General features: G+C 62.2%; 20 protein-coding genes. 15 read left to right on the forward strand and 5 right to left on the reverse strand.

Annotated elements, in window-relative coordinates; translation table 11 throughout:
* The first annotated feature begins 111 nt into the window (after window positions 1–111).
* Window positions 112–1,593, forward strand: coding sequence for an adenosylhomocysteinase (gene ahcY / locus ACH2DW_RS12580; protein WP_394930092.1), 1,482 nt, complete (start codon window positions 112–114; stop codon window positions 1,591–1,593).
* A 91-nt stretch (window positions 1,594–1,684) separates the two neighbouring features.
* Here ahcY and ACH2DW_RS12585 read toward each other — a convergent pair whose 3' ends face one another.
* The gene (locus ACH2DW_RS12585; RefSeq protein ID WP_394930093.1) at window positions 1,685–2,443 is read right to left on the reverse strand and encodes a YitT family protein; all 759 of its coding nucleotides are present in this window, start codon (window positions 2,441–2,443) and stop codon (window positions 1,685–1,687) included.
* Between the two features lie 13 nt (window positions 2,444–2,456).
* Here ACH2DW_RS12585 and ACH2DW_RS12590 point away from each other — a divergent pair, with 13 nt between their 5' ends.
* The 11 genes from ACH2DW_RS12590 to ACH2DW_RS12640 all read left to right on the forward strand — a co-directional run bounded on the left by ACH2DW_RS12590 (window position 2,457) and on the right by ACH2DW_RS12640 (window position 14,895).
* Window positions 2,457–3,098, forward strand: a complete 642-nt coding sequence (locus ACH2DW_RS12590; RefSeq protein ID WP_394930094.1) for a ComF family protein — start codon at window positions 2,457–2,459, stop codon at window positions 3,096–3,098.
* 19 nt (window positions 3,099–3,117) lie between these two features.
* Window positions 3,118–5,931, forward strand: a complete 2,814-nt coding sequence (gene secA, locus ACH2DW_RS12595; protein ID WP_394930095.1) for a preprotein translocase subunit SecA — start codon at window positions 3,118–3,120, stop codon at window positions 5,929–5,931.
* A gap of 24 nt (window positions 5,932–5,955) precedes the next feature.
* Window positions 5,956–7,065, forward strand: a complete 1,110-nt coding sequence (gene prfB / locus ACH2DW_RS12600) for a peptide chain release factor 2 (RefSeq protein ID WP_394930096.1) — start codon at window positions 5,956–5,958, stop codon at window positions 7,063–7,065.
* A 126-nt stretch (window positions 7,066–7,191) separates the two neighbouring features.
* Window positions 7,192–7,869, forward strand: coding sequence for a cell division ATP-binding protein FtsE (ftsE, locus tag ACH2DW_RS12605; RefSeq protein WP_394930097.1), 678 nt, complete (start codon window positions 7,192–7,194; stop codon window positions 7,867–7,869).
* A 21-nt stretch (window positions 7,870–7,890) separates the two neighbouring features.
* A complete protein-coding gene (locus ACH2DW_RS12610; protein ID WP_394930098.1) occupies window positions 7,891–8,793 on the forward strand; it encodes a cell division protein FtsX in 903 nt (300 codons plus the stop codon).
* 62 nt (window positions 8,794–8,855) lie between these two features.
* Entirely contained in the window at window positions 8,856–9,719 is an 864-nt protein-coding gene (locus ACH2DW_RS12615) for a crotonase/enoyl-CoA hydratase family protein (protein WP_394930099.1), read from the forward strand.
* A gap of 169 nt (window positions 9,720–9,888) precedes the next feature.
* Window positions 9,889–10,104 carry a hypothetical protein gene (locus ACH2DW_RS12620; protein ID WP_394930100.1) on the forward strand — a complete coding sequence of 72 codons (216 nt, stop codon included), beginning with the start codon at window positions 9,889–9,891 and terminating at the stop codon, window positions 10,102–10,104.
* Window positions 10,105–10,199: 95 nt separating this feature from the next.
* Window positions 10,200–10,658 (forward strand): globin, encoded by a 459-nt coding sequence (locus ACH2DW_RS12625; protein WP_394930101.1) that lies wholly within the window; start codon window positions 10,200–10,202, stop codon window positions 10,656–10,658.
* 62 nt (window positions 10,659–10,720) lie between these two features.
* Window positions 10,721–11,644, forward strand: a complete 924-nt coding sequence (locus tag ACH2DW_RS12630) for an ABC transporter ATP-binding protein (RefSeq protein WP_394930102.1) — start codon at window positions 10,721–10,723, stop codon at window positions 11,642–11,644.
* Window positions 11,641–12,474: an ABC transporter permease gene (locus tag ACH2DW_RS12635; RefSeq protein ID WP_394930103.1), complete on the forward strand. Its 834-nt coding sequence runs from the start codon at window positions 11,641–11,643 to the stop codon at window positions 12,472–12,474. Before ACH2DW_RS12630 ends, ACH2DW_RS12635 begins: the two co-directional genes overlap by 4 nt.
* 54 nt (window positions 12,475–12,528) lie before the next feature.
* A complete protein-coding gene (locus tag ACH2DW_RS12640; RefSeq protein WP_394930104.1) occupies window positions 12,529–14,895 on the forward strand; it encodes a flippase-like domain-containing protein in 2,367 nt (788 codons plus the stop codon).
* Between the two features lie 27 nt (window positions 14,896–14,922).
* On the opposite strand, the gene purU is transcribed toward ACH2DW_RS12640, so the two are convergent.
* Genes purU through ACH2DW_RS12655 form a run of 3 tightly spaced genes read right to left on the reverse strand, consistent with a single transcriptional unit; the run spans window position 14,923 to window position 17,588 of the window.
* Window positions 14,923–15,783 carry a formyltetrahydrofolate deformylase gene (purU, locus tag ACH2DW_RS12645; RefSeq protein ID WP_394930105.1) on the reverse strand — a complete coding sequence of 287 codons (861 nt, stop codon included), beginning with the start codon at window positions 15,781–15,783 and terminating at the stop codon, window positions 14,923–14,925.
* Between the two features lie 28 nt (window positions 15,784–15,811).
* Window positions 15,812–16,612 carry a TrmH family RNA methyltransferase gene (locus ACH2DW_RS12650; protein ID WP_394930106.1) on the reverse strand — a complete coding sequence of 267 codons (801 nt, stop codon included), beginning with the start codon at window positions 16,610–16,612 and terminating at the stop codon, window positions 15,812–15,814.
* A 37-nt stretch (window positions 16,613–16,649) separates the two neighbouring features.
* Window positions 16,650–17,588: a 1,4-dihydroxy-2-naphthoyl-CoA synthase gene (locus ACH2DW_RS12655; RefSeq protein WP_394930107.1), complete on the reverse strand. Its 939-nt coding sequence runs from the start codon at window positions 17,586–17,588 to the stop codon at window positions 16,650–16,652.
* A gap of 34 nt (window positions 17,589–17,622) precedes the next feature.
* Between ACH2DW_RS12655 and ACH2DW_RS12660 the strand changes: the two genes are divergently transcribed.
* From ACH2DW_RS12660 to ACH2DW_RS12670, 3 genes are read left to right on the forward strand one after another with little or no spacing between them, the layout of a single operon-like run.
* Window positions 17,623–18,408, forward strand: coding sequence for an alpha/beta fold hydrolase (locus ACH2DW_RS12660; RefSeq protein ID WP_394930108.1), 786 nt, complete (start codon window positions 17,623–17,625; stop codon window positions 18,406–18,408).
* Between the two features lie 5 nt (window positions 18,409–18,413).
* A complete protein-coding gene (gene cofE, locus ACH2DW_RS12665; protein WP_394930109.1) occupies window positions 18,414–19,166 on the forward strand; it encodes a coenzyme F420-0:L-glutamate ligase in 753 nt (250 codons plus the stop codon).
* Entirely contained in the window at window positions 19,167–20,060 is an 894-nt protein-coding gene (locus ACH2DW_RS12670) for a GNAT family N-acetyltransferase (protein ID WP_394930110.1), read from the forward strand.
* Window positions 20,061–20,088: 28 nt separating this feature from the next.
* Here the strand turns inward: ACH2DW_RS12670 and ACH2DW_RS12675 are convergent.
* Window positions 20,089–21,366, reverse strand: a 1,278-nt coding sequence (locus ACH2DW_RS12675; RefSeq protein ID WP_394930111.1) for a M20/M25/M40 family metallo-hydrolase, incomplete at its 5' end; no start/stop codon positions are given.

Raw genomic sequence — 21,366 nt, forward strand, 5'->3', positions numbered from 1 at the left:
TCACCGGGCTGATTCGATCGGCGCCTGAGGGCCCCGGCCCGGTTCGGAGAACTTCGACGCCGCAATGGTTGCGGCGTTCGTTCGAACTGTTCCACCCTCAGGAGGGTCCTCATGTCTGATACTGCTCTGTCTCGCCTCGCCGAGACCAAAGACTTTCGCGTCGCCGATCTTGATCTCGCACCGTTTGGTCGCAAGGAGATGCTGCTCGCCGAGCACGAGATGCCCGGATTGATGGCTCTTCGCAAGGAGTACGGCGAGTCGAAGCCGCTCGCAGGGTGCCGTATCTCAGGGTCGCTGCATATGACGATTCAGACGGCGGTCCTCATCGAGACGCTCAACGCCCTCGGCGCCGAAGTGCGCTGGGCGAGCTGCAATATCTTCTCGACACAAGACCACGCCGCAGCTGCCACGGTTGTCGGCCCGAACGGCACCGTCGACAACCCGCAGGGTGTCCCGGTCTACGCCTGGAAGGGCGAAACACTCGAGGAGTACTGGTGGTGCACCGACCAGATGATGACCTGGCCTGATGGGCCCAACGGTGAGGTCTACGACGGCCCGAACATGATCCTCGACGATGGCGGAGACGCCACGATGCTGCTCCACAAGGGAGTCGAGTTCGAGAAGTCGGGCGAAGTGCCCGACCCGACGTCAGCCTCCAACCCGGAGTTCGCCATCGTGCTCGGCCTACTTCAGCGTTCGCTCAAGACCGAACACGGCAAGTGGACCCGCATGGCCGCCGGCATCAAAGGCGTCACCGAAGAAACCACCACGGGCGTCAAGCGTCTCTACAAGATGATGGATGACGGCGAGCTGCTGTTCCCGGCGATCAACGTCAACGACTCAGTCACCAAGTCGAAATTCGACAACCTGTACGGCTGTCGCCACAGCCTCGTCGATTCGATCTCGCGGGCGACCGATGTGATGATCGGTGGCAAGACTGCCGTCGTGCTCGGCTACGGCGATGTTGGAAAGGGTTGCGTGCAGTCGCTGCAAGGACAGGGCGCTCGCGTGATTGTCACCGAGATCGATCCGATCAACGCCCTCCAGGCTGCGATGGAAGGCCTCCAGGTACTTCCGCTCGAAGACGTCGTGGAAACCGCCGACATTTTCGTCACCTCCACCGGCAACATGGACCTCATCACCATCGATTCGATGAAGCAGATGAAGCACAATGCCATTGTCTGCAACATCGGCCACTTCGACAACGAGATCGACATGGCGGGGTTGTCCCGTTCCGGTGCGACTCGTGACGAACTGAAGCCCGGCACCGACGTGTGGAAGTTCGACGACGGTAAGCAGATCATCATTCTCGCCGAGGGCCGCCTGGTGAACCTCGGTTGCGCCACCGGGCACCCGAGCTTCGTGATGTCGTGCTCATTCACCAACCAGGTGATCGCCCAGATCGAACTGTTCAACCGGACCGAGGCCTACCCGCTAGGTGTCTACGTGCTGCCAAAGCACCTTGACGAGAAGGTGGCCATGTTGCACCTCGATGCGCTCGGCGTGAAGCTCACCAAGCTCACCGATGAGCAAGCCGAATACCTTGACATGGACCCCTCGGGCCCCTTCAAGCCGGCCAACTACCGCTACTGAGATTGTGTCGGCTGCGCGCTGACCTCAGCCCGTCCGCCGTCATGCCGACGAAGACCCGTCTCTCGAGGGGTCTTCGTCGGCGTTCTGCGTTCTAGGCGGGTTGCATCGCGAGGCGGGGAAGAAAGACCTGAACGAGGGGGCCGATGCCGAACGCAAACACGGCTGTTCCGATGCCGATCGACCCGCCGAGCGCGATGCCGACACAGAGGACGAGCAACTCGACCGCGGTACGCGCGACACGAATGGAAATCTGCCAACTGCCGATCGAGCGTTTAGCAAGGCCGGTCATCAAACCGTCACGCGGCCCAGGTCCGAGGCCGGCACCGATGTAGAAGCCCGAACCGATCGCGATCACCGTGACCCCACCCAACATGAGCAGCGTCCGCGTGACGAGGAGGTTGGACTCAGGGATCCACGGCAGGGTGATATCGACGACGATGCCGATCACGGTGGCGTTGAGCAGGGTGCCGAGCCCTGGTCGTTCACGCAGCGGAATCCAGAGGAGAAGGAGCGCGAGACCGGTGAGGATGACAACGTTGCCGACCGAAATCCCGGTGATTTCGCTGACTCCGGAGTGAAAGACGTCCCACGGTGCAGCGCCGAGTTCGGCATCGATAATCATCGAGATGCCGAGGCCGAAGAGTGCCAGCCCGAAAAGGCAACGGACGAGCCGTTCGATGAACCGGTCGCGAGGAACTCGCAACGTCGGAGTCGGTGCCGCATTGGTTCCGGCCATCGGGTGCACGGTATCGAGTGGGTGGACCGCTGGGGCCAGCGGTTTGGGTCGCGCCGATGTGCGCACTGCTGCGTCGACCAGATCGGCACGGGCCGACTCTGTGACAGTGCTCATTCATGATGGCAGCATGCTCTTCGAAACTCGCTGTGCAGGCTGCGACACACCCGGCCTGGCCATCTGCAGGACTTGTCGATTCGCGTTGGTCGGCCGACCGCCGCAGCCGCAGGCGCATGGCGTTATTGCCGCGGTGCCATTCACCGGGCGAGCACGTGATGTCGTGCTCTCGCTCAAGTACCGCAACCGCCGCCAAGTAGCTCGCCACCTGGGCGGATTGTTGGTCAACCGGCTTGTCGAGGCCGGGGTGCATCATGATCTCGACGTGGTGACGTGGGCGCCGACCAGTTCGCGCCGACGTCGACAGCGAGGGTTCGATCAGGCAGAAGAGATCGCGCGCACAGTCGGCCGACAACTGGGTGTGCCGACCCGCCGTCTTCTGGCCCGGCCTGGGTCGTCAACAGCACAAACGGGAAAGAATCGGTCTGAGCGCCTCGACGGCCCAGAGTTCATCGCCAAACCCGGTCTGTGGGGTCGCAACGTTGTGGTGGTGGACGACGTGGTCACCACCGGTGCCACGCTGCTCGCCGCCGCCGACGCGCTGCGGCAGCAGGGAGCGCGGGACGTGACGCTTGCTGCAGTCGCGTCGACACCGGCCGCGGTCGGCGCCAAGGTGCTGTCGTTCCGTCATGCGCCTCGGGCAGTGGCTGCCTGACGGTAGGATTGGCGCCCTCATGGGCATTCTCGATCGAATTCTTCGCGCCGGCGAAGGCAAGAAACTCAAGGCGCTCGAGGGCATCGTCCCCGAGATCAACGCACTCGAGGACGACTACCGCAAACTCACCGACGACGCGCTCAAAGCGAAGACCGGCGAGTTCCGTCAGCGCCTCGAAAACGGCGAAGATCTCGACGACATGCTGGTCGAAGCCTTCGCGGTCACGCGTGAGGCGGCAGACCGCACACTCGGACAACGCCACTTCGACGTGCAGATGATGGGCGGCGCAGCGCTGCACTTCGGCTGGGTCGCCGAGATGAAGACCGGTGAAGGTAAAACCCTCACGTCGACAGCGCCAGTGTTTCTCAACGCCATTGCCCAGAAGGGCGTGCATCTCGTCACGGTCAACGACTATCTGGCCCAATACCAGTCTGAGCTGATGGGCCGCATCTACCGGTTCATGAATATGGACGTCGGGTTGATTCTGCCGGGTCGTGGCGCCACCGCAGCCGAGAAGCGCAAGAGCTACGCCGCTGATGTCACCTATGGCACCAATAACGAACTGGGTTTCGACTATCTCCGCGACAACATGGCGCCCAGCAAAGACGCCAAGGTCCAACAGCGCGGTCACAACTTCTGCATCGTTGATGAAGTCGACTCGATTCTCATCGACGAGGCGCGTACCCCGCTCATCATCTCGGGCCGTGTCGCAGACGCAGCGAAGCTGTACTACCGGTTCGCCTCCATTGTCCGTTCGCTCAAGCGGGACGTGGACTACGAATTCGAAGAAGACAAGCGGATTGTCGTACCGACGGAGCAGGGCATCGAGACCGTCGAAGCCGCGCTCGGCGTCGAGAACCTCTACGACACCGTCGAAGCGAACCTCGTGCACCAATTCACGGTGGCGCTGAAGGCGAAAGAGGTCTACAAGCGCGACAAGGACTACATCGTCCAGGGCGGCGAAGTGAAGATCGTCGACGAGTTCACCGGTCGTGTGCTCGAGGGCCGTCGTTGGTCCGAAGGCATCCACCAGGCTGTCGAAGCCAAAGAGGGCGTCAAGATCAAGGAAGAGAACCAGACTCTCGCCACCATCACGCTGCAGAATTACTACCGGCTCTACGAAAAGCTTGCCGGCATGACGGGCACGGCCGCCACAGAAGCAGCTGAACTGATGAACACCTACGGCCTCGGGGTGGTGCCCATTCCGACCAATCAGCCGGTGGTCCGCGCCGACGAGCCGGACTTGATCTACAAGTCCGAAGAGGCAAAGTTCAACGCAATCATCGACGACATCGAAGAACGTCATGCCAAGGGGCAGCCGATTCTTGTTGGTACTGCCAGCGTCGGCCGTTCGGAGCACCTGGGCCGTCTCCTCGATCAGCGCAACATCACCTGCGAGGTCCTCAACGCCAAGCAGCACACTCGCGAAGCCGAGATCGTCACCCAGGCAGGTCGCCTCGGTGCGGTCACCGTCGCCACCAACATGGCGGGTCGCGGCGTCGATATTTTGCTCGGCGGCAACCCCGAAGGACTCGCCCAATCCGAGGTCCTGAAGGCCGGGTACACCGATGAGCATCTGAAGTCCGACTTCGAGTTCGCCGTGCCGGTCGAGCAGATGCCTGAGGAGTTTCAGGTTGAACGCAAGAAGGCCCAGGCGTTGTACGACGAGATGCTTGCCAAGTTCTCAGGTGAGTGTGAGCGCGAGCGGCAGCAGGTTCTGGATCAGGGCGGTCTCTACGTCATTGGGTCCGAGCGTCATGACAGCCGCCGTATCGACAACCAGCTCCGTGGCCGTTCCGGTCGTCAGGGCGACCCTGGGGCGAGCCGCTTCTTCCTGAGTCTCGATGACGATCTGATGCGCCTGTTTGCGACCGGCGCGTTGAACTATGTCATGGGCCGGGCGCTGCCTGACGACGAGGCCATCGAGGCGAAGATGGTCACCAAGGCCATCGAGCGGGCACAGACCACGGTCGAGACCAAGAACGCTGAGATTCGCAAGAACGTCCTCAAGTACGACGAGGTGATGAACGAGCAGCGCAAGATCATCTACCAACGCCGCGACCAGATCCTCGATGGCGCAGACCTCAAGAATGCGGGCGCTGAGTACTTGGCCGATGCGGTCGACGCCTTGATCACGACGCACTGCGCTTCGGCTGCCGACGATGAGTGGGATCTCGACGGCCTGGCCAAAGAACTCACGCTCTACTGGCCAAATTCGAGCTCGGTCGCGCAGTTGCAGGCATGCGCTGACACCGACGAGATCTACGAGATGGTGATGTCGAACGCCACTGCTCACTACGAGCAGCGCGAAGAAGAGATGGGCGCGGACACGCTTCGCCAGGTGGAACGTCAGGTGATGCTGCGCATCATCGACCAACGCTGGCGGGAACATCTCGAAGAAATGGACTACCTGCAGGGCGGAATCAACCTGCGAGCCATGGGTCAAAAGGATCCGCTTGTCGAGTGGCAACGCGAGGGTTTCGAGATGTTCGGCACGATGATGACCGGGATTGCGCAGGACTTCGTCAAGTACGTGATGCACGTGCAGGTCGTGAAAGACGACGCGGCGCAGCCGCTCGTGGGCGCAGCGGCGCCAGCCCCTGTTCAGAACCTCCAGACCAGTTCATCTGACGACGTCCAGTCGAGTGGCTTCGACCGCGCCGCACGCGCTGCTGCAGCTGATGCCGCAGGTGCACCTGCAACTGCAGCCGAAGCGCCTGAGCCGAAGAAGCAGGAGACGGTCGTCAAGGACGCCTTCGAAAAGACGCCACGCAATGCGCCGTGTCCCTGCGGTTCTGGCAAGAAGTTCAAGAACTGCCACGGCGAAGCCTGAGCGCGAAAGGACACCACTGGGTTCATGCGCGACTTCACACACGACATCCGCGAGGTACAACGTCGACTTGCCGAGGCCGAGGTCTATCTCTCGGTCGTCGAGAACCGCGAGCGTTTCGCAGTGCTCGAACACGAGGTGGCTGAGCCGGGACTGTGGGATGACCAGGACCGCGCCAAGAAGCTCAACGCCGAGTACGCCAACATCAAAGATGACCTCGAGGCGTTCGACACGCTGACCGAAGACATCGAAAACGTCGAGGTGCTGCACGAATTGGCGCGCGACGAAGACGACGCCAGCCTGGAGCCCGAAATTGAGACGGCGATTGGCGCGATTGCGGCAACGTTCGATCAGCTTGAGTTGCGCAGCATGTTCACCGGCGAGCACGATGACACAGACTGCATTGTGCAGATCAACGCCAAGGATGGTGGCGTCGACGCCCAGGACTTCTCCGAGATGCTGCTGCGCATGTACGAGAAGTGGTGTGAGCGGCGCGGCTTCACGATCACCCTCAACGGTGTGTCCGAAGGTGCTGAGGCCGGGATCATGTCGGCGGAGGTCACGATTTCTGGCCGGTATGCCTATGGCTTGATGAGCGCGGAACGGGGCACGCATCGGTTGGTGCGCATCAGCCCCTTCGACAATCAAGGGCGGCGTCAGACTTCGTTCGCAGCGGTCCAGGTGTGGCCGCTGCTCGAAGATGTCGAGCTGGACATCGACGAGTCCGACATCGAAATGCAGGTGTTCCGAGCGTCAGGGGCTGGCGGCCAACACATCAACAAGACGTCGTCCGCGGTGCGTTACATCCACCACCCAACCGGGCTGGTGGCGAGTTCGCAGGAAGAGCGGAGCCAGTTGCAGAACCGTGAGCGGGCCATGGGCCGCTTGAAGTCGATGATTGCGGCGAAGGCTGAAGAAGACCGCCAGGCCGAACTTGACGCCATCGCGGGCAAGCAAGCCCAGGTGGGCTGGGGGAGCCAGATTCGCAGCTACGTGATGCAGCCGTACCAGATGGTGAAGGATCTCCGTACCGAGATTGAGACGGCCAACGTCAGTGGCGTGCTCGACGGTGATATCGACTTCCTCATTGAAGGCTTCCTGCAGTTCAAGCGGGCTCAGGGTGAAGACGACGTCTGAGCAGGTGAGTGCCGTGTGTGAGCCACTGGTCACGAAATATGCAGGTGGGGTGCCTCATTGCCTGTGTGTGACGGCGGTACTGTCTTGCAGGGCTGATCGGACCGTTCCGACTGGCCAACCTTCCTCATGATTCGCCTCGAAAACGTCACCAAGAGCTACTCCGCCGAAGTCGTGGCGCTCCGCGACGCAGGATTCGACATCGCCAAAGGCGAGTTCGTCTTTCTCGTGGGCCCATCCGGCTCCGGCAAGAGCACGTTGTTGCGGATGCTCAACCGCCAGGATCGGCCCGAGCGCGGTGCCGTCTGGGTGGCAGGTCGCAATATCGTCGACATGCCGCCGGGCCGCGTGCCGCACCTTCGCCGCAACATTGGCAACATCTTCCAGGACTACAAACTCCTGCTCGAAAAGACGGTGTTCGAGAACGTGGCGTTTGCGCAAGAGGTCATTGGTCGCCCGAAGCACGTGATCAAGCAGCAGGTCCCGGCCGTCCTTGAGCTTGTCGGTCTCGCTGGAAAGGAAGATCGTCTTCCGCATCAGCTGTCCGGTGGCGAGCAGCAGCGTGTTTCTGTCGCTCGGGCATTCGTCAATCGACCGCTGATTCTTCTTGCGGATGAGCCCACGGGCAACCTCGATCCAGCCACCGGCGAGGGAATCATGCGCTTGCTTGATCGCATCAACAAGACTGGCACCACCGTGGTGATGGCCACCCACGACCAACGCATCGTGAACACGATGCGCAAACGAGTCATTCAGCTCGATCGCGGCGTCATTGTCCGGGACCAGGCTCGCGGCGTCTACGAGTGACTCGGGAGATCTCAATCCACCATGCTTTCACGCCTCCGATACACACTTCGCGAAACATTTGACAGTTTTCGTCGTAACGCCACGCTGACACTCGCGGCGATCATCACCGCGGCGATCTCGCTGCTGGGGGTGGGGCTCACCCTGCTGAGCCAGAAGGGGTTCGACAACTTGCTCTCCAAGTGGGAGGGCGGCGTCGAGATGATCATCTTTGTCAACGCCGGTGCCAGCGCGGATCAACTTGGTGTCATCGAGGGGGCCCTCGGCAACAACCCGCAGTTCGTTGAAAGCTTCGGCTACTGCGACTCGCAGTGCTCGCTGAACGAAGCTGAGATTGTGCTTGCTGGCGAGCCGGGAACACTTGAGTTGCTGACCGCCGACAACATTCCGACCCAGTACAAGGTGGTACCGACCGAGGGGACTGACGTTGAACTGCTGCGACAGCTTGAGGGAGCGTTCTCTGAGCTGCCCAACGTGTTCAACGTCCAATTTGCCGAGGACCAGATCAGCTTGATCGGTCAACTGCAGGACTTCTTCGGCTTCCGTTTGTTGCTGCTGTCAGTGTTCTTGTTGCTCGCTGCGGTGCTGCTCATCTGGAACACGATTCGCACGGCAATCTTTGCTCGGCGACGAGAGATCGAAGTGATGAAGCTCGTCGGTGCGACCGACTGGTTCATTCGTATTCCGTTCATGCTCGAGGGCCTGCTGCACGGGATTATTGGTGGCGTCCTTGCCAGTGCCGGCTTGTGGGCTTGGAATAGTCAGTGGACCAGCGGCGTCGGTGAGTTCCCCGATGGCAGCGGGTTTGCCGCACTTGTGGTGACTGATGGATACGACAAACAGGTGATGCTGATCATGCTCCTGATCGGTGCCGCTGCCGGCGCCATTGGCTCCGGCATTGCCGCCTCGCGCTTCTTGGACGTCTGATTCTTGACTGATGCTGTCGTTGCGATCGGGGCGACGGCGAGGACGATCACTACGTTGCTCGGATGGAGTACACCCAGATCGTTTATGAGGTCGCTGACAACATCGCGACCATCACGCTGAATCGCCCGGACAAGCTGAATGCCTTCACTGGCACGATGATGTACGAGATGATCGATGCCTTCGATCAGGTTGACGCCGATGACGACGTTCGCGCGGTGATCGTCACCGGTGCCGGCCGGGGATTCTGCGCTGGAGCCGATCTCTCAGCGAGCGGGGGAGAGACCTTCTCGAGTGGCGGCAGCGATATTCAGACCGATGCCGGCGTTCCTCGCGACGGCGGCGGAATGGTGTCGCTGCGGATCTTCAACTGCACGAAGCCGGTGATCGGGGCCATCAACGGAGCCGCCGTCGGGGTGGGCGTGACGATGACCTTGCCGATGGATTTCCGGCTGGCCAGCGAGCATGCGAAATTCGGCTTTGTGTTTGCCCGCCGCGGCATCGTGCCCGAAGCGTGTTCCTCGTATTTCCTTCCTCGGCTCGTCGGTATCAGCCAGGCAACCGAGTGGTGCTACACCGGACGGGTCTTCCCGGCCGACGAGGCGCGTGCCGGTGGACTCGTTCGCAGCGTTCATACTGCGGACGAGCTCCTTCCTGCAGCGCGCTCGATTGCTGCAGAGATCGCCGAGAACACCGCGCCGGTATCGGTGGCGCTCACCCGTCAGATGCTGTGGCGGATGCTCGGAGCCAGTCACCCGATGGAAGCCCACCGGGTCGACTCGCGCGGCATCCTGTCGCGCGGCGCCAGCGATGATGCTCGTGAGGGCGTCACGAGCTTCCTTGAGAAGCGCCACCCGGACTACCCGGTCAAGGTCAGCGACGGCCTGCCCGAGATCTTCCCCGACTGGGTCGACCCCACCTTCGACTGAGCCCAGTGGGCGCGGTCCGTCACCGTTGACCACCACCCGCGACCCGCACGAACATGGAACGTGGCGGTTGTCACAGCGCCGAAGGGAATTTCTCAAGTTTCTAGAGGTTCTTGATGAAGAACACATATCAGCAACAACGCTGACAACTCCACCCCAGAAACGGCCCCCCATGAACACGATGTTGATGCAAGAACTGACCGCCGGTGACGTGATCGAAGTCAAGACCGCTGCCAATGTCGACGACGACATGATGACTGTTCTTGTCCTCCTGGCAACCGACGAGTTTGTCATCCTCGATCCGTGCAACGACTCCACGCCCTTCGTGTTGAAGAACAGCGAACTCATCGAATTCCGCAAGTTTGACGCGGCACTCGCCTCGGCCTGACTTCCCCAGCAAGGCTGGCAGAGCTTCGGTCTGGCAACGTCGTCGACGAGACCTCCGAGATATCTGACCTCAGAAGTCCCTTCAAGACCCCTAACGTGGGCGCCGTGGTTGACACGGCGCCTTCGCTCTTTTTTCGAGTCGGAACCGACGATGCCAGTCGCTCCGCCTTCTTCGAGCGCCTTGTCGATGTGTTCTACGAGGGAGTGGCGACCGATCAGGTGCTCCTTCCGCTGTACCCCGAGCAGCCTGACCTGACCGGTGCACGCCATCGACTCACGCTCTTTCTCATTCAGTACTGGGGCGGACCGGCGACGTACATGGAGGAACGTGGACACCCGCGCCTGCGGATGCGGCACTTCCCGTTCCATGTGGGTCCGCTCGAGCGTGACCGGTGGTTGCTCCATATGGCGGCTGCGGTCGAGACGGTGTGCGATGACGTGGCCGTCCCAGTGGACGTTTCTGCGGAGCTGATGGGGTACTTCGTGCCAGCAGCCGAGCACCTTCGCAACGACACGGGACTGCCAATTACATCGGCGAACTATCCCCGCACGTGACCTGGGTGCCAGACCCCCCGGCGATCTGATCCTCGGATCGGGTTCGGTACGATCGGCGGTTGATGCCTGCAATCGACGTTCGCGACCTGCACAAGCACTACGGAGACAACCGTGCCGTCGATGGTGTCAGCTTTCACGTCGGCGAAGGAGAGGTCTACGCGTTGCTCGGCCACAACGGTGCGGGCAAGTCGACCGCTGTGGAGATTCTCGAGGGCCACCGCACCATGACATCGGGCTCAGTGTCCGTGTTGGGGTTCGACCCTGCGAAAGCGCAACGTGAGTTCCGCGATCGGATCGGCGTGGTCCTCCAAACCTCCGGGGTCGAGAACGAATTCACGGTGCGCGAGGTCATTGATCTGTACGCGAGTGCCTATCGCCGTCGACGGACACTGGACGAAGTCGTCGAACTCGCCGGACTCGAGGAGAAGGTCGACGAGCGGGTTGGTTCGTTATCCGGAGGCCAACGTCGTCGGGTCGATCTGGCACTGGGCATCATCGGGCGTCCTGATCTGCTTTTTCTCGACGAGCCGACCACCGGTTTTGATCCCGCAGCACGCCGGAAGTCTTGGGATCTGATCGAAGCACTGGGCGACGACGGCGTCACGGTGCTCCTCACGACGCACTATCTCGACGAAGCCGAACACCTGGCGGACCGAGTCGGCGTGCTGGCATCGGGCAAGATGATCGCCGAGGGCACTCCGGCGCAACTGATCGAGGGAATCAGCGGCACCGTTGTCAGTTTCATGCTGCCTGACTCGATTGAGACCGCCGATGCGATCAGCACCTTTGGTCCCGTCCTCGGTGGGGACGTTCGCCTGTCCGGGCGGCTGGTTGAAGCCACAGTCGACCGTGCCACCGAGGTGGTGCATCGGGCAACGGGCTGGGCGATCGAGAATGGGGTCGAGCTTGAGTCGCTGCGAGTGGCTCGTGCGTCGCTCGAAGATGTGTTTCTCCAACTGACCGAGCAGTCGGAGGAGACTTCATGAGCGCATTTCCGTCGAGCCTGTCGATGGTGCTGCGCCAAACGCAGTACCAGCTCAAGTACTTCACCCGAGTTCCGGTGGCGCTGTTCTTCACCATCATTCTGCCGCTGGTGATGTTGGTGCTGTTCAACGCACTCTTCGGTGACAACACCATCGAGACCGACGAGGGTGACTGGTCGGTCCGCCAGTTCTACACGGGTGGCCTTGCGGCCTACACCGCGGTTTCGGCAACGTTCTCCAATCTCGCGAACATGGTTCCGATCCGACGTGACGAAGGTGTCTTGAAGCGCTGGCGCAGCACGCCGCTCCCGACGTGGATCTACATCGCCGGCTTTATCTGCTCGGCCATCGTGATCGCCTTCGTCGGCGCGATGGTGATGCTCACGGTTGGCGTGGTCTTCTACGACCTCTCGATCGAATGGGCGAAGATGCCAGCAGCTGCCGTGACCTTCTTGGTCGGTGTGGGAGCGTTCGCAGCGCTGGGGATGGCCTTGGCGTCGATCATCAAGACCGCGAGCTCGGCCTCAGCGGCCGCCAACGCCACGATCCTGCCGTTGGCCTTCATCTCTGATGTCTTTGTTGCTACCGACGGCGACAGCGCGCTGACCACCATTGCGAACATCTTCCCGCTGAAGCCCTTTGTCAACGCCTTCCAGGACTGCTTCAACCCCTTCGTTGCAGCACCAGCGTTCGACTGGGGAGCACTTGGCTTCGTGGCCGCCTGGGGCCTCCTCGGCCTCGGTATTGCGATGAAGAAATTCACCTGGGAACCAAGTGGCGCTGGCCCACGCAGCCGTCGTGCCGCCCGCGCCGCAGCGACAGCGCAAGGTTGAGGCGTTGTCGGTGGCCGAGCACGCCCGGGCGTGGCCTAGATTTGTCGTTGCGTGATGAGTTCTGCTGCCTCGGAGACCGGTCGGTCCGACGTTGGCCTGTACCGGCACCCATCCGATGTCGCCCGCCTGGTCTTCGCGCTGATCGCACTCGGTTTCCTGCTGCTGCTCGCGTTGCTGCTCGACAGCCAGGTCTCCAACGTGTCTGCCGACATCCTCGCAGTCGTCGAGGCATTCCCCAATGCATTGGTGAACGGCCTGGTCGGGCTCGTTCAGCTTCTCGTCACACTTGTGCCGGTGGTCGCGCTGGTGGTGCTGGTTCGGGGTCGCCGCTGGTATCTGCTGCTGCTACTGGCGCTGGCTTCGGTCGTCGCAGCGATCGCGATGAGCTTGCTCACCGGGGTGATCGACGAGAGTGTGCCGCTCGAGCAGCTCGGTTACGACCGAGTTGCATCATGGTTCATCGGGAGCCAGTACCCGTCGAGCACCTACTTGGCGATGTTGACGGCGTGGCTTGTGACGGCGGGTCCGTGGATGATGCGGTCGTGGCGTCGGACCGGTTGGGTGCTCGTCGTCTTCGCGATGGTCGCGCAGGTGCTCTCGGCGACGGAGGTGCCGGTCCGCAACTTGATGATGCTGGCAGTGGGAGCTGCTGCTGGGTCGTTGGCGCTCGTTGTGTTCGGTGCGCCGCGTCGAAGTGTCAATCTGGACTCGGTGCGAGAGGCGCTTGTTCGCTCAGGTATCCAGATCGACCGCATCGAGCCGCACCAACACGGCAGCGGGACACCGACGTTCGCGACCTCTGAGCCGGGCGGCCGGAGGTTGTTCGTCAGGGTGATCGGCCGCGATCAGCGAGATTCAGCGGCGCTCCTTCGTCTTTGGCGCAGCCTGTCGCTGAAGGGTGTCGGCGGGGGTGTTTCGGCGACGCCGCGCCGGGCGGTCGACCATGAAGCATTGGCGCTCGGCATCTTCGGTGCAGTGGTGCCGACTCCTGGTCCGGTTGCGGTGTTGGGTACCGCTGACGAGGCGGCCCTGATGGTCTCCACCTACATCACCGGCGACCGGTTGGCGGATCACCCTGATGTGTCCGACGAGACGTTGCGCGAGCTGTGGTCATACGTCGCGGCGCTCCAGCACCGTCGCTTGGCTCACGGCAATCTCGACACGACCAGCATTCTGGTCGGTACTGATGGTGCGACCCTGGTCGACCTCGAACACGCCAACGTCGATGCGAGTGACGCAGCGCTCGGAGCGGACGTTGTCGAACTCCTCGCCTCACTGGCGCTGCTGGTCGGTGTCGACCGAGCCGTCGATGCTGCACGAGCGGAGCTTTCCGACGACGTGCTCGAACGAGCGGTGCCGATGATCCAGAGCGCGGTGCTGTCCAAGCAGACTCGTATCGCCGTCGAGGACAACGAGCTTTTGGATTCGCTCCGCGACGCCACCGCTGCGGTCGTCGGCATCGAGAAGGTCGAGCTCGCACCAGTTCGACGGATCACGATCGGCGGTGCGGTCTCGTTCGTTGGCTCGCTCGTCCTGCTCGCCTACGTCTTTAACCTCGCAGCGAACTGGGACCAGACGTGGGAAGCGTTCAAGTCTGCCAACCTCATCTATGCCATCCCAATCATCTTGCTGATGATCTCGACGTACTTCTCGGGAGCAATGAGTTTGCTTGGGGCGACGACCATCGATTTGATCTACACCCGGACCGTCGCAGTGATGTTCGGCCAGTCGTACCTCAACCGTTTCACCCCGGCGAACGCTGGGGGCATGGCGATGCGGGTCCGCTATCTCCAGCTGAACGGTCTGGAAACAGCGGTTGCAGCGTCGGCGATTGCGTTGACATCAGGCGCCAGTGGCGTCGCCCAGGTCGTCACGATTGTGGTCTTCCTCATTTGGGGAGGGTCCAGCGACAAGCTGAGCGACTTCGAGTTCCCCGACATGGGATCGATTGTCATCATCATCCTCGTGATTGGAGCGATCGCAACGCTGGTGTTGATCACGCGGTTCGGGCGCACGGTGCTGCGGCCGTGGGTCGCCTCGGCGATGTCCAAGATCCGGGACTCGATCGGCGACCTGATGCGGCGCCCGACCAAGCTTGGACAGCTTTTCGGCGGTGCACTGCTCGGCAAATTGGCCAACGTCATCGCCTTCTGGGCGAGCATGTTGGCCTTTGGTGCCGACATCTCGTTTCCGAAGGCTGGAGCGATGTACATCATTGCGACCACGATCGGCTCTGCAGTGCCGACACCCGGCGGCGTCGGCGGGGTTGAGGCGGCGTTGACAGCTGCATTGATTGCCTATGGCATCGACAACGCGACTGCCGCGGCGATTGTGCTGTTCTTCCGGACGCTCACGTTCTGGTTGCCGACGATTCCCGGGTATGGCTTCTTCCGCTACACGCAGGCGAAGGGCATCGTCTGACGGCTCGCCCGCTGACGAGCGCGGGTGTCACGAGTAGACGATGGTCTTGTGCCCTTGCACGGCGACCTTGTGTTCGAGGTGTGAGCGCACCGCCCGGGCGAGCACCACGGTTTCGATATCGCGTCCGCGTGCGGTGAGTTCGGCGACGTTCTCGCGGTGCGTGACATGCGCTGTTTCCTGGGCGATGATCGGGCCCTCGTCGAGGTCTGCAGTGGCGTAGTGAGCCGTTGCGCCGATGAGCTTGACGCCCCGCTCGTGGGCTTGCCGGTAGGGGTTGGCTCCGATGAAGGCCGGGAGAAACGAGTGGTGGATGTTGATGATGCGCATGGGGTGATGCGACACGAAGTCATCGGTGAGGATTTGCATGTAGCGAGCCATCACCACGAGTTCAACGCCGTGTTTGGCAAGCGTTGCGAGAACCTGTTGCTCCTGCTGCGGCTTGGTCTCTTTCGTGACGGGCAGATGGACATACGGAACGCCCATGTGCTCGCAGATGTCACGGTGATCAGGATGGTTTGACACGACGACGCGGAGGTCCATGGGGAGTTCGCCGCTGCGCCACCGGGTCAGCAGGTCGTAGAGGCAGTGCGGCTGCTTGGACGCCATGATCGCCGTTGGGACGGGGACAGCCGTGTTGCGGAGATCGACGGTCATCTCAAACTGCTCAGCGACGACCTGGAAGGCGTCGAGAAAGGCCTCGTGCTTGACGTTGGGGCGAGCAAGGTCAAACTCGATGCGTTGAAAGAAGACCGAGACGTCGTTTCCGGCCAGTCGATCGACGTGCTGCTCGGCGTGGACGATGTTGCCGCCGAACCTGGCAATGAACGCAGAGGTCGCAGCGACGATGCCCTGCTGGTCGGGACAAGACAGAAGCAGGACGCCAGACATTGCTGCTTTCTATCGACGCACAGCGGATTCAGGCGCGCAACGCCCAGCACGCCACTGCGGTAGCTGCCGCAGCGTTGAGGGAGTCGACCCCGGCGGCCATCGGGATGCGGACCGGAATGGAGAGGTCGACCAGTTCTTCGCTCAGTCCGCTGCGTTCGGAACCGATCAAGATGGCGGCGCGGGACCCTGGGTGAACGTCGTCGAGGGGCCGAGCAGTCGGATCAGGCGTCAAGGCATACAACTCGAAGTCATCGAGGGTCAGAAGCTCCGCTGCGAGATGCTGCGTTCGTGCATGGGGGAGCGAAAAGGCGGTGCCCATGGCGACGCGCAGCGAGCGACGAGACAGTGGATCGGCGCTCGTATGGTCGAGGATGAGGCCATCCCACCCCAGCGCGGCGGCGTTCCGGACGATCGAACCGACGTTGACTGGGTTGTCGACCGCTTCGGCCACGACGAGTCGCCGGGCCGACGAGGCGAGTCCACGCACTGACGGGCGTGCCGGGCGTTCGAACAGCGCCAGAATCGACAGCGGAAAGCCCATCTTCGCGACAAGCGTTCGGATGGCTGACCCGCCGCCGTACAGCGGACAGCCGAGCTCACCGGCGATGTCGGGAATGCGTTCCGTGTCAACCAGTGCAGCCGTCGGCACGCATCCGGCGCGAAATGCTCGCTCGACGACCAGGTCGCCTTCGGCCAGGAACAGCCCAGCGCCAGCATCATCGCGTTTCTGTGCTCGGCTCGCCAGCGCTCGTTCGTTGACGCGGAACTGCCCGAATCGAGGGTCGTCGGGGTCCTCGATGATCTCGATGTGGACGTCCATGGCCTCCATCAGAACCCCACCATGACAACAACCAGGAGAACAACCATTAGAAGTGGTAGGGGAACGGTGACCAGTCGGGCGAGCGCTTCTCGAGGAAGCTGTCGCGCCCTTCTGCAGCTTCGTCGGTTCCATAGGCGAGGCGCGTGGCCTCGCCGGCGAATACTTGCTGGCCGACCAATCCGTCGTCGATCAAATTGAATGAGTACTTGAGCATCCGCTGGGCGGTGGGGCTCTTCCGGCAGATCTCGCGCCCCCATTCGAGCGCAGTTGCTTCAAGTTCTGCGTGCGGTACCGATTCGTTGACGGCACCCATGTCCTTCATCTGGTCAGCGGTGTACTCGCGCCCGAGGAAAAAGATCTCGCGCGCGAACTTCTGGCCGACTTGGCGAGCCAGGTACGCGGAGCCGAAACCGCCATCAAAACTTGCGACGTCAGCGTCGGTCTGCTTGAAACGGGCGTGCTCGGTCGACGCCAGGGTGAGGTCGGCGACGACGTGCAACGAGTGCCCGCCGCCAGCCGCCCAACCGGGAACCACGCAAATCACCACTTTTGGCATGAATCGGATGAGGCGTTGCACCTCGAGAATGTGCAGGCGACCGGCGCGTCCGGGCTCAATCGTGTCAGCCGTCTCGGATTCGGCGTACTTGTAACCGTCCTTGCCCCGGATGCGTTGGTCGCCACCGGAGCAGAACGCCCATCCGCCGTCCTTCGGCGACGGTCCGTTGCCGGTGAGGAGAACGCAGCCGACGTCGGTCGACATCCGAGCGTGGTCGAGGGCCGCGAACAACTCGTCGACCGTGTGCGGACGGAACGCATTGCGGATCTCCGGTCGATTGAAGGCGATGCGGACAACGGCGCCATCGGGGCCCTTGCCAACGGCGCGGTGGTAGGTGATATCGGTGAAGTCGCAACCGGGAACAGCGGTCCACGCTGCAGGGTCGAAGATCTCGGAGACCGATTCGGTGGGGTCGGAACTGTTCGCCATCGGCCCATCTTGCCCGCTGCGCTACCGTCCATCCATGCCCCACGCTCAGATCAACGGTCAGAAGGTCTACTTCGAAGACACTGGCGGCGACGGACCGCCCGTGATCTTGGCGCACGGGTTCCTGATGGACCATGAAATGTTTGCACCGCAGGTCGCTGCGCTGCGTGACACCCACCGTGTCATCACGTGGGACGAGCGTGGCTTTGGACTGACCGAATTCGACGGGCAGCCGTTCTCCTACTGGGACTCGGCAGCAGACTGCATTGGGCTTCTCGACCACTTGGGGATCGAGCGAGCGGTTGTCGGGGGGATGAGTCAAGGAGGATTTCTGTCACTCCGCGTCGCACTGACGGCGCCCGAGCGGGTGCGCGGGTTGATTCTCCTCGATACGCAAGCCGGCCTTGACGACGACGAAACCAAAGCCGGCAATGATGCGATGAATCATGTGTGGCTCACCGAAGGGCCCGGCAGCGGGCTCGCCGATGTCGTTGCTTCGATCATCATCGATGACGCCGAGCACAGTCCGGCATGGATCGCCAAGTGGAATGAGCGTCCCAAGGAGGCATTCCGTGAGCCGTATCAGTGCCTAACGGGCCGTGATGACATCACCGATCGGCTGAGCGAGATCACGTGCCCCGCCGTAGTCGTGCACGGTATGGATGACACGGCAATCACCATGGATCGTGCCGAAGTTCTCGCCCGAGGGCTCGTCGGCTGCTCCGGTGTTGTGCAGGTGAGCGGTGCCCATGCTGCCAACCTCACCAACCCCGAGCCAGTCAACGCAGCAGTCGTCGCGTTCCTCGCCGACCTCCCGGGTTGAGAAACATGGCGCACATTCAAATTTTTGGTGTCGAGGGACTTCCCGAGATCGAGTCAGGCGCGGATCTGGCCGCCATGATTCATGCAGCGGCGATCACTCAGGGCGATCCGCTCGCTGACGGTGACGTTGTCATCGTGACCTCCAAGATCGTGTCGAAGGCAGAAGGTCGTGGCATCGAATTGGCAGATGTCGAGGCATCGCCGTTTGCGACGACGTGGGCCGAGAAGTGGGAGAAGGATCCCCGGCTGGTGGAGGTGGTGCTGCGCGAATCGAAGCGTGTGATCCGACAGATTGGTCCGGTGTTGATCACCGAAACCCATCATGGATTCTGTTGCGCGAACTCAGGTGTCGATCAGTCGTCGAGTGGGGCTGAAGGACGTGTGCTGGTGCTCCCGGAGGATCCGGATGCGACATGCAGGGCGCACCGCGCCCGGTTTGCCGAGCTGGGTGTCGATGTCGCGGTGATCATGAGCGACACGTTCGGGCGTCCCTGGCGTGAAGGTCAGACCGACATTGCCATCGGCATCGCCGGCATGCAGCCGCTGTACAGCTACATCGGTCAGCACGACCCACACGGACACGAGTTTCGCGTGCAGGAGCTGTGTATCGCCGACGAGCTTGCCGCAGCAGGTGAACTCGTGAAAGGCAATACGAGCCGCGTCCCTGTCGCGGTGATTCGTGGGCACGAATGGGTGCGTGACGACACTGCATCGTTGGCGCCGGTGCTGCGGGATAGCGAGAAGGATCTCTTCAGATAGATGTCGTTTGCGGTTCGCCAGGCCTGGCACGCAGATCTCGAACGGCTCGTCGAGCTTGCCGTCGGCTGTCAGGGGGACCCCAACCGGAGTTGCCATTACCTGAGCAGCGATATTGCTGCGCTGCGGACCGAGCTGCGGGAAATCGAAGGGGTTGACTCGTGGACCACGGCGACCTGGGTTGCGCTCGACGATGCGCGTGACGTGATTGGGTGGATCGCTGCCGAGTCTGATCGGCAGATGGGTCGGGTCTGGTGGTTTGGCCCGTTCGTGGCTGATGCTGACCTGCCGCTTGCCGATGCAATTGCAGATGGCTTGTTTGGCGCTGGACGCCGCTCTCTTGCACAGTTCCCTGAACATGAGTTAGCAATCGATGCCCGGTCGTCGTGGCTTCAGCGCTTCGCTGAGCGCAACGGTTTTGAGGCCGAGGAGGGGTCTGTGGTGTTGCGTCTGTCGGACCTCCACATCGAGGTGCCAGGCTCGTCGGTGCGAATCGAGGCGGCGGCGGAGTCGATCGATGCAGAGGTGGTCGCGCTGCACGACGCGATCTTTCCGGGAACTCACTCGACGGGGGCGCAGCTGTTCGGGCTGACGGGCGGCCGGCACGACCGTTTCGTGGCGCGCCACGAAGGCGACGTTGTGGGCTACGTCGCAACCGAAGTGCAGCACGACGGATCGTTGTACATCGACTACGTCGGCGTCTCCGATGCGAGCCGTGGACAGGGGATCGGTCGTGCACTCGTGGGCACAGCGATTCGGGCTCGAGCCGACGAGGCAACACACGCCCATCTCACGGTGCGGGTGTCGAATGCGGCGGCTCGGGAGCTGTACGCCTCGCTCGGCTTCGTGGAGGAACTCGTCCTGGTTCCACATCGCCTCGGTTTCACACTCGAGTGAGCGTCAGCGTCAGGGGGCAGGGGCAGGGTCAGGTGAGGAGATCTTTGGTGATGCCGTAGAAGTACTCGGCGGCAAGGCCGAGTGACTCGAGATCGATGCGCTCGTCGTTGCCATGGAAACGCGCGCCGAACGTGGCAAAGTCCATCTTGCCCGAGTAGAGCCCGGCACCATACGCGACGCTGCCGCGTTCTCGGTAGAAGCGGGCATCGGTACCGCCCGTGATCAGGCCGGGAATCAACTTGGCGCCGGGGTAGGCGATCTGCGAATGCTTGGTGACAGCATCCCAGAGCGGGTTCCCCTCGCCGTATGCGCATGCGGTGGGGTCGGAGCTCTGGAGCTCGCTGACCTCAACGTGGTCATAGAGGTCACCGATTGCATCACGGAGATGTTGCTCGACATCGGCCTTGGTGGTGCCCGGAACCGTGCGGATGTCGACGTCGATGTCGATGACGTCAGGGATGGTGTTGGTCTTCTGCCCACCGTGAATGACGTTGGGGGAGAAGGTGGTGTGCGTCAGGGCATGACACGTGCGGGCCATGCCAGGCGGGAGAGTCTTCAGCGTCTCCCAGATCTTGTCGGAGGATTTCATGGCATCGCGCATCTCGTCGGGAAGTCCGAAGGCGTCGACTTGCGCCTCCCAGATCGCATCGATGTGAGCGGACGGCTGATACTCGGCGATGCGGCGCACAATCTCGGCGGCCTTGATGAGCGCGTTGTCCGAACCGAACGGCATCGAACCGTGGCCCGGCGTGCCTCGAACCCGAAGACGGCGCCAGGCGAGGCCCTTTTCGCCGACGTTGACCGTGATGGTGCGAGTGCCGTGATCGTCGACCGTCGACCAGCCGCCGAGTTCGGTGAGGACATGGTCGGCTTGCATGTCGTCCCAATGGTGCTCGGCCATCCACTTGGCGCCCCACACACCACCCGCCTCTTCATCAGCAACGCCGAAATAGATGAGGTCGCCTTTGGGGCGAAAGCCTTCGTTGGCGAGCTGACGGAAAACGACGGCCATCGTGGAGGTGAGATTGAGCATGTCGACCGCGCCTCGCCCCCAGACCTCGCCGTCGATGATCTCTGCAGCAAACGGGTCGTGCGTCCAACCGTCGACATTGACAGGGACGACGTCGGTATGGCCCATCAGGCACAGCGAAGGAGCGTTCGGATCCGATCCGGCGATTCGAGCAATCATCGAGTCGCGGCCTGGACGCGGCGTGTAGGTCTGGATGTCGACACCGGTGCCTTCGAGGTAGCTGACCAGCAGGTCTGAGTTGCGAGTCTCGTTGCCTGAGTCAGGCGTGCCGTCGTT

It is taken from the genome of uncultured Ilumatobacter sp., from assembly GCF_963980585.1.
Lineage (GTDB): Bacteria > Actinomycetota > Acidimicrobiia > Acidimicrobiales > Ilumatobacteraceae > Ilumatobacter_A.

Coding starts and splice junctions, on each gene's coding strand:
- ahcY (WP_394930092.1), top strand. CDS start 112: ATGTCTGATACTGCTCTGTCTCGCCTCGCCGAGACCAAAGACTTTCGC.
- ACH2DW_RS12585 (WP_394930093.1), bottom strand. CDS start 2,443: ATGAGCACTGTCACAGAGTCGGCCCGTGCCGATCTGGTCGACGCAGCA.
- ACH2DW_RS12590 (WP_394930094.1), top strand. CDS start 2,457: ATGCTCTTCGAAACTCGCTGTGCAGGCTGCGACACACCCGGCCTGGCC.
- secA (WP_394930095.1), top strand. CDS start 3,118: ATGGGCATTCTCGATCGAATTCTTCGCGCCGGCGAAGGCAAGAAACTC.
- prfB (WP_394930096.1), top strand. CDS start 5,956: ATGCGCGACTTCACACACGACATCCGCGAGGTACAACGTCGACTTGCC.
- ftsE (WP_394930097.1), top strand. CDS start 7,192: ATGATTCGCCTCGAAAACGTCACCAAGAGCTACTCCGCCGAAGTCGTG.
- ACH2DW_RS12610 (WP_394930098.1), top strand. CDS start 7,891: ATGCTTTCACGCCTCCGATACACACTTCGCGAAACATTTGACAGTTTT.
- ACH2DW_RS12615 (WP_394930099.1), top strand. CDS start 8,856: ATGGAGTACACCCAGATCGTTTATGAGGTCGCTGACAACATCGCGACC.
- ACH2DW_RS12620 (WP_394930100.1), top strand. CDS start 9,889: ATGAACACGATGTTGATGCAAGAACTGACCGCCGGTGACGTGATCGAA.
- ACH2DW_RS12630 (WP_394930102.1), top strand. CDS start 10,721: ATGCCTGCAATCGACGTTCGCGACCTGCACAAGCACTACGGAGACAAC.
- ACH2DW_RS12635 (WP_394930103.1), top strand. CDS start 11,641: ATGAGCGCATTTCCGTCGAGCCTGTCGATGGTGCTGCGCCAAACGCAG.
- ACH2DW_RS12640 (WP_394930104.1), top strand. CDS start 12,529: ATGAGTTCTGCTGCCTCGGAGACCGGTCGGTCCGACGTTGGCCTGTAC.
- purU (WP_394930105.1), bottom strand. CDS start 15,783: ATGTCTGGCGTCCTGCTTCTGTCTTGTCCCGACCAGCAGGGCATCGTC.
- ACH2DW_RS12650 (WP_394930106.1), bottom strand. CDS start 16,612: ATGGAGGCCATGGACGTCCACATCGAGATCATCGAGGACCCCGACGAC.
- ACH2DW_RS12655 (WP_394930107.1), bottom strand. CDS start 17,588: ATGGCGAACAGTTCCGACCCCACCGAATCGGTCTCCGAGATCTTCGAC.
- ACH2DW_RS12660 (WP_394930108.1), top strand. CDS start 17,623: ATGCCCCACGCTCAGATCAACGGTCAGAAGGTCTACTTCGAAGACACT.
- cofE (WP_394930109.1), top strand. CDS start 18,414: ATGGCGCACATTCAAATTTTTGGTGTCGAGGGACTTCCCGAGATCGAG.
- ACH2DW_RS12670 (WP_394930110.1), top strand. CDS start 19,167: ATGTCGTTTGCGGTTCGCCAGGCCTGGCACGCAGATCTCGAACGGCTC.